At 65.5% G+C, this 11,897-nt stretch carries 9 protein-coding genes; all 9 read left to right on the top strand.

From position 1 onward, the window contains the following. Window positions 1-229: 229 nt before the first annotated feature. Complete coding sequence (locus BMY68_RS22240; RefSeq protein WP_085534349.1) at window positions 230-1,321, top strand: 3-deoxy-7-phosphoheptulonate synthase; 1,092 nt, start codon at window positions 230-232, stop codon at window positions 1,319-1,321. A 341-nt stretch (window positions 1,322-1,662) separates the two neighbouring features. Then, on the top strand, window positions 1,663-1,944 hold the full coding sequence (locus BMY68_RS22245; protein ID WP_007924449.1) for a peptidylprolyl isomerase: 282 nt from the start codon (window positions 1,663-1,665) through the stop codon (window positions 1,942-1,944). Window positions 1,945-2,079: 135 nt separating this feature from the next. Continuing rightward, the gene (locus BMY68_RS22250) at window positions 2,080-3,948 is read left to right on the top strand and encodes an extracellular solute-binding protein (RefSeq protein WP_009044415.1); all 1,869 of its coding nucleotides are present in this window, start codon (window positions 2,080-2,082) and stop codon (window positions 3,946-3,948) included. Then, on the top strand, window positions 3,948-5,009 hold the full coding sequence (gene yejB / locus BMY68_RS22255) for a microcin C ABC transporter permease YejB (protein ID WP_085534347.1): 1,062 nt from the start codon (window positions 3,948-3,950) through the stop codon (window positions 5,007-5,009). Before BMY68_RS22250 ends, yejB begins: the two co-directional genes overlap by 1 nt. Beyond that, window positions 5,009-6,031, top strand: coding sequence for an ABC transporter permease (locus BMY68_RS22260; protein WP_062822787.1), 1,023 nt, complete (start codon window positions 5,009-5,011; stop codon window positions 6,029-6,031). The genes yejB and BMY68_RS22260 overlap by 1 nt, the downstream gene beginning before the upstream one ends. 17 nt (window positions 6,032-6,048) lie before the next feature. Next, entirely contained in the window at window positions 6,049-7,623 is a 1,575-nt protein-coding gene (locus BMY68_RS22265) for an ABC transporter ATP-binding protein (protein WP_085534345.1), read from the top strand. A gap of 297 nt (window positions 7,624-7,920) precedes the next feature. Next, window positions 7,921-9,339, top strand: coding sequence for a sigma-54 interaction domain-containing protein (locus BMY68_RS22270; protein WP_085534343.1), 1,419 nt, complete (start codon window positions 7,921-7,923; stop codon window positions 9,337-9,339). 287 nt (window positions 9,340-9,626) lie between these two features. After that, complete coding sequence (locus BMY68_RS22275; RefSeq protein ID WP_085534341.1) at window positions 9,627-11,018, top strand: GntP family permease; 1,392 nt, start codon at window positions 9,627-9,629, stop codon at window positions 11,016-11,018. 7 nt (window positions 11,019-11,025) lie between these two features. Next, window positions 11,026-11,811: a 3-hydroxybutyrate dehydrogenase gene (locus BMY68_RS22280; RefSeq protein WP_007924463.1), complete on the top strand. Its 786-nt coding sequence runs from the start codon at window positions 11,026-11,028 to the stop codon at window positions 11,809-11,811. The last annotated feature ends 86 nt before the right edge of the window (window positions 11,812-11,897 follow it).

The raw sequence follows: 11,897 nt of genomic DNA on the forward strand, positions 1-11,897 counted from the left end.
ACACACCGAACTTACCGAGGATTGAAACCATGAACTACGCCACCTATTACCGTTACGACACTTGCACCACCTGGCGATTTAGCAGCCTCCGTTCGGGACAGCCTGCCGCCTCCGATCGGTCACCTACTGGTGGCAAACACACCTGCACAGCCAATCCGGCCAATTGTCGAACACCCCAGTAGGGCCGCGTGCGGGACACCACCCGCCGCCTGCCCAGGAAGCCTTGAACATGAACTCGTCCGTCTCCGCTCTGCCGCTGTCCACCCGCAACTGCGCCAACGAAACCCTGAGCCAGCGACTGCCCAGCTCGCTGGAGCTCAAGCAGCAACTGCCGCTCAGCCCGGCCCTCGGCCAGCAAGTCGCCGCCCATCGCCAGGCGGTGCGCGCCATCCTCAACGGTGAAGACTCCCGTTTGCTGGTCGTCGTCGGCCCCTGCTCGATCCACGATCCCCAGTCCGCCCTGGAATACGCCAGCAACCTGGCCAGCCTGGCCGCCGAAGTCAGCGACGACCTGCTGCTGGTGATGCGCGCCTACGTCGAAAAACCGCGCACCACCGTCGGCTGGAAAGGCCTGGCCTACGACCCGCGCCTGGATGGCAGCGACGACATGGCCGGCGGCCTGACCCTGTCCCGCGAACTGATGCGCGAAATCCTCCGCCTGGGCCTGCCGATCGCCACCGAGCTGCTGCAACCCATGGCCGCGGGCTACTTCGACGACCTGCTGAGCTGGGTCGCCATTGGCGCGCGCACCACCGAATCGCAGATCCACCGGGAAATGGCCAGCGGCCTGGGCATGCCCGTGGGCTTCAAGAACGGCACGGACGGCGGCGTCGGCATCGCCTGCGACGCCATGCGCTCGGCAGCGCACCCGCACCGCCACTTCGGCGTCGACAGCCAGGGCCATCCGGCGGTGATCCAGACCCCGGGCAATCCCGACACTCACCTGGTGCTGCGTGGCGGCCATCGCGGCCCGAATTACGATCGCCAGAGCGTGGCCCAGGTCCAGCACGACCTGCAGAAGCTGAAGATCCCGGCGCGGATCATGGTCGATTGCAGCCATGCCAACAGCGGCAAGGACCCGTTGCGCCAACCGGCGGTGTTCGGCGAGGTCCTGGAGCAGCGCCTGCAGGGCGATTCGTCCCTGGTCGGGGTGATGCTGGAGAGCCATCTGTTCGAGGGTTGCCAACCCCTGAGCCCGACGCTGCGCTACGGGGTTTCGGTGACGGACGGTTGCCTGGGCTGGGACGCCACCGAGCAGCTGCTGCGTAATGCCGCCCGGCAACTGCGCAACAGCCGGCAAGCCATTCCGGCCTCCGCCTGAACCTGCACCGTAGGAACGAGGCTTGCCCGCGATGAACGATAACGAGGTGTAACTGACCTTTCGCATCGCCTCTATCGCGGGCAAGAGCTGGGCCTGTAGCCGCTGCCGCAGGCTGCGATCGGGGCGCAGCCCCGTAAACCTGAGGATGCGGCATGCCTGGGCTGCGCGCTCGTCCGGCCAGGCGACCGCCGGGCGGTCGATCGCTGCCTCGCCAGGGCTCGGCAGCGGCTACAGGTGGAGCTGCCGGCCATCCTTTGCTGCAACGCTTTGACGGAACTTTGACGAGAAATAGGCTACACAATCCGGTAGGCTCACCACTTTCTTGAAAGGAGCAACTCCCCATGGCCAAAGCCACTGCCCGTCACATCCTCGTTGCCAGCGAAGCCAAGTGCAACGAACTGAAAGCCGAAATCGAAGCCGGCGCCGACTTCGCCGAAGTCGCCAAGAAGAACTCCACTTGCCCATCCAGCCGTGACGGCGGCAACCTCGGCTCGTTCGGCCCAGGCCAGATGGTCAAGGAATTCGACACCGTGGTGTTCAGCGCCCCGGTCAACGTCGTGCAAGGCCCGGTGAAAACCCAATTCGGTTATCACCTGCTGGAAGTGACCAGCCGCCAGGACTGATCCTGTCGCGATTTGCGTGAACGACGGCCCGCCCTTTGGTGGGCCGTTGTGTTTGGGCTACGGCCCGCGCTGGTCAGTAGCGCGCCGGTAGCGTACAAATCGTGATCATCGATCACCCGGCTCTTAAGGCTGACAATGCGACTGCTTTTCCCCTCCCTGATCTTCACCGCCCTGGCCCTGCTGCTGGGCACCGCGAGTGCCGACGCCGCACCGCAACACGCCTTGACCGTCTATGGCGAACCGGCCAAGTACCCCGCCGGCTTCAGCCACTTCGCCTATACCAACCCCCAGGCGCCCAAGGGCGGGAGCATGCGCCGCTCGGCCATCGAGATCGGCCGCTTCGACCATGTGCTGCCCTACATCGACAAAGGCATCGGTGTCTCGCAACTCGACGGCTATATCTACTCGCCCCTGGCCCAGCGTTCGCTGGATGAGCCCTACACCGTGTATGGCCTGGTGGCACAAAAGATGGAGCGCGCCGACGACGGCCTGTGGCTGCGCTTCTACCTCAACCCCAAGGCGCGCTTCGCCGACGGCCAGCCAATCACCGCCGAAGACGTGCGCTACACCTACAACCTGCTGATGACCCAGGGCAGCCTGCGTTATCGCACCCAGTTCGCCGACGTCAAGGACGTCGAAGTCGAGTCGCCGCGGGTGATCCGCTTCGACTTCAAGAGCAATGAAAACCGTACCCTGCCCCTGGATATCGCGACCCTGCCGGTACTGCCCGAGCACTGGTGGAAGAGTCGCGACTTCGCCGGCGGCGGTGGCTACGAAGCGCCCCTGGGCAGCGGCCCGTACAAGGTGAGCAAGGTCGATAACGGCAACAGCATCACCTTCACCCGCGATGCCGACTGGTGGGGCAAGGACCTGCCGGTCAGCCGCGGCCTGTACAACTTCGACCGCTTCAGCATCGAGTACTTCGGCGACACCGACGTCGCCCGCCAGGTGCTGCGCGGCGGCGCCTACGACTACAACCGCGAGTTCTCCGCCACCGGCTTCTCCATCGGTTACGACAGCCCGGCCCTGAGCGACGGCCGCCTGCAAAAGGCCCACCTGGCCAAGGAGGCGCCGCAACCGGCCCAGGGCTTCGTGTTCAACCTACAAAAGCCGATGTTCCAGGATCGCCGCGTGCGCCAGGCCCTGGCCATGCTCTGGGACTTCGAGTGGAGCAACCGGCAGATGATGCGCGACCTGTACATCCGCCAGCAGAGCTTCTTCTCCAACAGCGCCCTGGCCGCGCGGGCGCTGCCGGATGCCGAAGAACTGAAGATCCTCGAACCGCTGCGCGGCCAGGTTCCCGACGAAGTCTTCACCCAGGTCTTCGAGGCACCGAAAACCGACGGCAGCGGCCTGATCCGCGATAAACAGCTGCAAGCCCTGGCCCTGCTCGAAGCGGCCGGCTGGAAACCCGACGGCGACCAGCTGGTCAACGCCGACGGCGAGCCGCTGCGCTTCACCTTCCTCAACAGCCAGAACGGCATCGAACGCCTGTTGTTGCCCTACAAGCGCAACCTGGCGCAGATCGGCATCACCCTGGAGATCCGCCGCATCGACGCCTCGCAGTACGTCAACCGGCTGATGGCCCGCGACTACGACATGATCGTCACCGGCTACCCGGTGACCACCTCGCCGGGGCTGGAGCTGTACAACTACTTCGGCTCGGCGGCGGCCAACGACCCCGGCTCCAGCAACCTGATGGTGCTGAAGAACCCGGCGGTGGACAGCCTGATCAGCGGCCTGGTCAAGGCCACCAGCCAACCGCAGATGCTGAGTTACGCCCACGCCCTGGACCGGGTGCTGCAATGGAATTACTACTGGATCCCCAACTACTACCCGCCGGGCACCTCCACCGTGTGGTGGAACCGCTTCGGCATGCCGGCCATTCCCGCCAGCAATGACGAAGCCATCGAAAGCTGGTGGGAAATGAGCCGCACGCCCCTGACCAACGAGCAAATGGCGGCCGAGCGCGTCCAGCGCGGCAAGCCCGGAGGGCCGCACTGATGCTGGCGTATATCCTGCGGCGCCTGCTGCTGATCATCCCGACCCTGCTGATCATCCTGCTGGTCAACTTCGCCATCGTCCAGGCCGCCCCCGGCGGTCCGGTGGAACAGGCCATCGCCCGCCTGCAAGGCATAGGCGGTGGCGGCAACCTCGGCGGTTCGAGCGATGGCATCAGCGGCAACTCGCGGGCCAGCCGTGGCCTCGACCCGCAGCTGATCAAGGACATCGAGAAGCAGTACGGATTCGACAAGCCGGCCCACGAACGCCTGTGGCTGATGCTCAAGAGCTACGCGCAGCTGGACTTCGGCAAGAGCTTCTTCCGCGGCGCCACGGTCACCGAGCTGATCCTGCAGAAAATGCCGGTGACCATTTCCCTCGGGCTCTGGGCCACGCTGATCACCTACCTGGTGTCGATCCCCCTGGGGATCCGCAAGGCGGTGCACCACGGCAGCCATTTCGATATCTGGAGCAGCACGGCGATCATCATCGGCTACGCCATGCCGGCCTTCCTGTTCGCCATGTTCCTGATCGTGGTCTTTGCCGGCGGCACCTCGCTGAACTGGTTCCCGGTGCGCGGGCTGGTCTCGGAGAACTTCGAGCAACTGAGCACCCTGGGCAAGATCGCCGACTACTTCTGGCACCTGGTGCTGCCGGTGACCTCCCTGGTGATCGGCGGTTTCGCCACCCTGACCATCCTCACCAAGAACTCGTTCCTCAACGAGATCACCCGCCAGTACGTGGTCACCGCCCGGGCCAAGGGCCTGAGCGAACGCCGGGTGCTCTACGGCCATGTGTTCCGCAACGCCATGCTGCTGGTGGTCTCGGGTATTCCCCAGGCCTTTATCAGCGTGTTCTTCGCCGGCTCCCTGCTGATCGAGGTGATCTTCTCCCTCGACGGCCTCGGCCGCATGAGCTACGAGGCCGCGGTGTCGCGGGACTATCCGGTGGTGTTCGGCTCGCTGTTCATCTTCACCCTGTTCGGCCTGCTGATAAAACTCATCGGCGACCTCTGCTACACCCTGGTCGATCCGCGTATCGACTTCGCCGCGAGGAACGCCTGATGCTCAAGCTCTCCCCGCTGGCGCGCCGGCGCTTCGAGCGCTTCAAGAAAAACCGCCGTGGCTGGTGGTCGCTGTGGCTGTTTATCGGCCTGTTCATCCTCACCCTCGGCGGTGAGCTGATCGCCAACGACAAACCGCTGGTGGTCAGCTACCAGGGCTCGCTGTATTTCCCGGTGTTCAAGCGCTACACCGAGCAGGAGTTCGGCGGGCAGCTGCCGTTCCAGGCCGACTACCGCAGCGACTACGTGCAGCAGCTGATCCGCCAGGACGGCGGCTGGCTGCTGTTCCCGCCGATCCCGTTCAGCGAAGACACGCCCAACTACGACCTCAGCCGCCCGGCGCCGAGCCCGCCGACCGCGGTCAACTGGCTGGGCACCGACGACCAGGCCCGCGATGTGCTGGCCCGGGTGATCTACGGCGCCCGGGTGTCGATCCTGTTCGCCCTGGCCCTGACCTTTATCAGCGCCCTGATCGGCATCGCCGCCGGCGCCCTGCAGGGTTATTACGGCGGCTGGGTCGACCTGCTGGGCCAGCGCCTGCTGGAAGTCTGGTCGGGGCTGCCGGTGCTGTACCTACTGATCATCCTTTCCGGTTTCGTCGAGCCGAACTTCTGGTGGCTGCTGGGGATCATGGCGCTGTTCTCCTGGCTGGCCCTGGTGGACGTGGTGCGCGCCGAGTTCCTGCGCGGACGCAACCTGGAATACGTCAAGGCCGCCCGCGCCCTGGGCCTCAACGACCGCAAGGTGATCGTGCGGCACATCCTGCCCAATGCGATGAACGCCACCCTGAGCTACCTGCCGTTCATTCTCACCGGGGCGATTTCCACCCTCACCGCCCTGGACTTCCTCGGCTTCGGCATGCCGGCCGGCAGCGCCTCCCTGGGCGAACTGATCGGCCAGGGCAAGCAAAACCTGCAAGCACCCTGGCTGGGCCTGACGGCGTTTTTCACCCTGGCGCTGATCCTCTCGCTGCTGGTGTTTATCGGCGAGGCGCTGCGCGATGCCTTTGACCCACGCTCCTGAATCAAGCGGACTGTTAAATGACTGACAACCTGATCGAAATCCGCGACCTCAATGTGGCCTTCAACGGTCAGAAAGTGGTGCGCGACCTGTGCCTGGATATCCGCCCCGGCGAGTGCCTGGCCCTGGTCGGCGAGTCGGGGTCGGGCAAGTCGGTGACCGCCCATTCGATCCTGCAACTGCTGCCCGACTGCGACACCCAGAGCAGCGGCAGCATCCGCTACCGCGGCCAGGAATTGCTCGGTGCCGATGCGCGGACCTTGCAGAAGCTGCGCGGCGACCGCATTGCCATGATCTTCCAGGAGCCGATGACCTCGCTGAACCCCCTGCACAGCATCGAAAAGCAGATCGGCGAAACCCTGCTGCTGCACAAGGGCCTGGGCGGCAAGGCGGCCCAGGCGCGGATCCTCGAGCTGCTGCGCCTGGTGGGCATCCAGAAACCCGAGGAACGGCTCAAGGCCTACCCACACCAGCTCTCCGGCGGCCAGCGCCAGCGGGTGATGATCGCCATGGCCCTGGCCTGCGAGCCGGAACTGCTGATCGCCGACGAACCCACCACCGCCCTCGACGTGACGGTGCAGCGCAAGATCCTGTTGCTGCTCAAATCCCTGCAACAACGCCTGGGCATGTCACTGCTGCTGATCAGCCACGACCTCAACCTGGTGCGCAGCATCGCCCAGCGCGTCTGTGTGATGAAGGCCGGGCAGATTGTCGAGCAGGCGCCGTGCGAAACCCTGTTCACCGCGCCCCAGCACCCCTACAGCCGCGTGCTGCTCAATGCAGAGCCGGAAGGCGAAGCCCTGCCCCGGGACGAGCGCGAAGTGGTGTTGCAAGTGGACGACCTCAACGTGCAGTTCCAGATCGGCGGCGGGCTGTTCCGCCGCAAGCAATACCTGCGGGCGGTGGATGGCATCAGCCTGAGCCTGCAACGGGGCAAGACCCTGGGCATCGTCGGCGAGTCCGGCTCCGGCAAGTCGACCCTCGGCCAGGCGATCCTGCGCCTGCTGGACTCCGAAGGCAGCATCCGCTTCCAGGGCGAGGCCCTCGACGGCCTCAACCAGAAGCAGCTGCGGCCGTGGCGCAAGCAGATGCAGGTGGTGTTCCAGGACCCGTTCGGCAGCCTCAGCCCGCGGATGTCGGTGGCGCAGATCATCAGCGAAGGCCTGGAAGTGCACAGCCAGTCCACCGCCCAGCAGTGCGAGCAGCAGGTGATCCAGGTGCTGGAAGAAGTTGGCCTGGACCCGGCCAGCCGCCATCGCTACCCCCACGAGTTTTCCGGCGGCCAGCGCCAGCGCATCGCCATTGCCCGGGCCCTGGTGCTCAAGCCGGCGCTGATTTTGCTGGACGAACCGACCTCGGCCCTCGACCGCACCGTGCAGAAACAGGTGGTGGCGCTGTTGCGTCAGCTCCAGGAGCGGCATGGCCTGACCTACCTGTTTATCAGCCACGACCTGGCGGTGGTCCGTGCCCTGGCCCACGACATGATCGTGATCAAGGACGGCAAGGTGGTCGAACGCGGCCCCAGCCACGAAGTGTTCGACGCGCCGCAACACCCCTACACCCAGGAACTGCTGGCCGCCGCCCACCCCGCCTGAACCCTCATTCCCCTGTAGGAGCGAGCTTGCTCGCGATGCAAGCACCGCGGTATTGCAGGCCCACCGCGCCGACCCCATCGCGGGCAAGCCTCACTCCTACAGACGCACCACTCTGTAGCCGCTGGCGAAGCCTGCGATCGACCGCGAAGCGGGCGCAGGGTCTGGAGGCCGCCGGAGGTCCTTCGGACCTTTCGCAGCCTGCGGCAGCGGCTACAGGGATAGCGGCAACCCTGATGGTCGCGTCGCCGTGAAGATTCCCGGCATAATCGGCGCCGCGCTCCCTTCAGGACCTCCCCCATGAACGACACCGAAAGCCTCAAGGATTACCAGCGGGTCCGCCAACTGGCGATCCGTTCGCTGTTCGAGATCATCGAGCAATCCAGCGAGGGCACGGTGATCGTCGACCGCGACGCCAATATCGTCTGGATGAACGAGCGCTACGCCCGGCGCTTCGGCCTGGAGTCGGCGGCGTTCGCCATCGGCAAGGCCTGCGAAAGCGTGATCCCCGGCAGCCTGTTGCGCGAAGTGGTGCGCACCGGGCGGCCGATCCTGCTGGACATGCAGGACACCCCCAAGGACCCGCTGGTGGTGATGCGCCTGCCGATCCACGACGACGCCGGGGCGGTGATCGGCGCCATCGGCTTTGCCCTGTTCGACGAGCTGCGCAGCCTGTCGCCGATGCTCAAGCGCTACCTGAGCATGCAGGAAGAGCTTGCTTCCACGCGCTCGCTGCTGCGGGCGCGGCAGGCCAAATACAACTTCGCCCACTTCATTGGCACCAGCGCCGCCAGCCTGGAAGTCAAACGCCGGGCGCGGCGCAGCGCCAGCGCCGACTCGCCGGTGCTGCTGCAAGGCGAGACCGGCACCGGCAAGGAGCTGCTGGCCCAGGCCATCCACGCCGCGTCGCCACGGGCGCACAAGGCCTTCGTCAGCATCAACAGCGCGGCGATTCCCGAGGCCTTGCTGGAGGCCGAGTTCTTCGGCACCGCCCCCGGCGCCTTCACCGGCGCCGACCGCAAGGGCCGCGCCGGCAAGCTGCAGATCGCCCAGGGCGGTACGCTGTTCCTCGACGAGATCGGCGACATGCCCCTACCCCTGCAAAGCAAGCTGCTGCGGGTGCTGCAAGAGAAAGAGTTCGAGCCGGTGGGCTCCAACGAGGTGATCCAGAGCGACGTGCGGGTGATCGCTGCCACCTCCACCGACCTGGAAGCGGCGATCAAGCGCGGCGAATTTCGCGCCGACCTGTATTACCGCCTCAATGTGCTGCCGATCCAGGTGCCGCCGCTGCGCGAGCGCCTGGACGACCTGCCAGCCCTCAGCGAAGCCATCCTCGAAGAACTGCGCAGCCAGCACGAACTGACCCCCGATGCCCTGGCCCTGCTCGGCCAGCACGCCTGGCCGGGCAATATCCGCGAGCTGCGCAACGTGCTGGAACGCGCCGCCCTGCTCAGCGACGACCTGATGCTCAACGCCGACGACCTGCGCGCGGCCATCGGTACCTTCAGCCCGGTGCCGCGCGCGGCAAGCCCCCAGGCCGCCGAAGTGCAGCCCGACGAAACCTTCGCCGCCGCGCGCGAGCGTTTCGACCGCCAGGTGATCGAGTCGGCCCTGGCGCACTGTGGCGGCAAGGTGGTAGAGGCCGCGGCGCGCCTGGGGCTGGGGCGCTCGACCCTGTACAAGAAGATGGCGGCGCTGGGGATCGAAGAGTCTCAATAAAGAGATATCAATCTCCATGTAGAGACAGCCTTGAGCGCTTCGCGCTCATCGCGAGCAAGCTCACTCCTACGGGGGTTCACACCGTCCCTGTAGGAGTGAGCTTGCTCGCGATGACGCCCTTTCAATCACCAAAAGTCTCAAAGTAGAGACAAAGCTCTGTTTTCACTCTCCAGAATCATAAAAATATCTTTATTTATCAAGCACTTAAACATATGGCACAAAACTCGCTATAGCCCCTCCCACACCCGCAACACCCTACAAAAATAACAATCCTGGAGAGACACACCATGAGTGTGATCATTGCCCTAGCAGCCCTCGCGCTGCTGATGTTGGCTGCTTACCGTGGCTACAGCGTTATCCTCTTTGCCCCCATCGCCGCCCTCGGCGCCGTCCTGTTCACCGACCCGTCCGCCGTGGCGCCCGCCTTCACCGGCGTGTTCATGGAGAAGATGGTCGGCTTTATCAAACTCTACTTCCCGGTGTTCCTGCTCGGCGCGGTGTTCGGCAAGCTGATCGAGCTGTCGGGCTTCTCCCGCTCCATTGTCGCGGCGGCCATCCGCCTGCTCGGCACCCGCCAGGCGATGCTGGTGATCGTGCTGGTCTGCGCCCTGCTGACCTACGGCGGCGTGTCGCTGTTCGTGGTGGTGTTCGCGGTCTACCCGTTCGCCGCGGAGATGTTCCGCCAGAGCAATATCCCCAAGCGCCTGATCCCGGCGACCATCGCCCTCGGCGCGTTCTCCTTCACCATGGACGCCCTGCCCGGCACCCCGCAGATCCAGAACATCATCCCCAGCACCTTCTTCAACACCACCGCCTGGGCCGCGCCCTGGCTGGGGGTGATCGGCACCGTCTTCGTGTTCTGCGCCGGCATGCTGTTTCTCCAGCGCCAGCGCAACAAGGCGCACAACGCCGGTGAAGGCTACGGCAGCGACCTGCGCAACGAGCCGGAAACCGCCGCCGACATCCAGTTGCCCAACCCCTGGATCGCCCTGTCGCCGCTGCTGCTGGTGGGCCTGATGAACCTGCTGTTCACCCACTGGATTCCCCAGTGGTACGGCAAGACCCACAGCCTGGCCCTGGCCGGCATGGCCGCCCCGGTGCAGACCGACGTCGCCAAGCTCACCGCCATCTGGGCGGTCCAGGCCGCCCTGCTGGTGGGCATCATCATGGTCCTGGTGTTCGGCTTCTCGGCCATTCGCGGCAGGCTGGCCGAGGGCAGCAAGAGCGCGGTCAGCGGCGCCCTGCTGGCGGCGATGAACACCGCTTCGGAATACGGTTTCGGCGCGGTGATCGCCTCCTTGCCGGGTTTCCTGGTGCTGTCGGACTGGCTGAAAAGCATCCCCAACCCGCTGGTCAACGAGGCCATCACCGTGACCCTGCTGGCCGGCATCACCGGCTCCGCCTCGGGCGGCATGAGCATCGCCCTGGCGGCCATGTCGGAGACTTTCATCAGCGCCGCCCACGCCGCCAACATCCCGCTGGAAGTGCTGCACCGCGTGGCCGCCATGGCCAGCGGCGGCATGGACACCCTGCCGCACAACGGCGCGGTGATCACCCTGCTGGCGGTCACCGGGCTGACCCACCGCCAAGCCTACAAGGACATTTTCTGCATTACGCTGATCAAGACCCTGGCCGTCTTCGTCGTGATCGCCACTTTCTACGCCACCGGCATTGTGTGAGGTATTCATGAGCAATCTTGCGGGCAAGACCGCCCTCGTCACCGGCTCCACCAGCGGCATTGGCTTAGGGATCGCCCTGAGCCTGGCCAAGGCCGGCGCCAACCTGATCCTCAACGGCTTCGGCGATGCCTCGACGGTGCTCGCCGAGGTCGCGCGCCTCAATAAAGACAGCGGCGGCAAGGTCGGCCATCACCCGGCCGACGTCAGCGACCCGGCGCAGATCGCCGACATGCTGGCCTACGCCGAGCGCGAGTTCGGCGGCGTCGACATCCTGGTCAACAACGCCGGCATCCAGCATGTGGCGGCAGTAGAGGAATTCCCGGTGGAGCGCTGGGACTCGATCATCGCCATCAACCTGTCGTCGGTGTTCCACAGCACCCGCCTGAGCCTGCCCGGCATGCGCGCCAAGGGCTGGGGGCGGATCGTCAACATCGCCTCGGTGCATGGCCAGGTCGGCTCGGTGGGCAAGGCCGCCTATGTGGCGGCCAAGCACGGGGTGATCGGCCTGACCAAGGTGGTCGGCCTGGAGACCGCCACCAGCAACGTCACCTGCAACGCCATCTGCCCGGGCTGGGTCCTGACCCCGCTGGTGCAAAAGCAGATCGACGACCGCATCGCCGCGGGGGTCGATCCGCAACAGGCGCAACACGACCTGCTGGCGGAAAAACAGCCGTCCCTGGAGTTCGTCACGCCTTCGCAGCTGGGCGAGTTGGTCCTATTCTTGTGCAGTGAGGCCGGCAGCCAGGTGCGTGGCGCGGCGTGGAATATCGACGGCGGCTGGCTGGCGCAGTAAACCGCTGTAGCCGCTGCCGCAGGCTGCGATAGGTCCGAAGGACCTCCGCGACCTTGAGACCGCCACGACCGTTCCGGTCGATCGCA

It is taken from the genome of Pseudomonas sp. NFACC41-3 (genome assembly GCF_900109505.1).
GTDB lineage: Bacteria > Pseudomonadota > Gammaproteobacteria > Pseudomonadales > Pseudomonadaceae > Aquipseudomonas > Aquipseudomonas chlororaphis.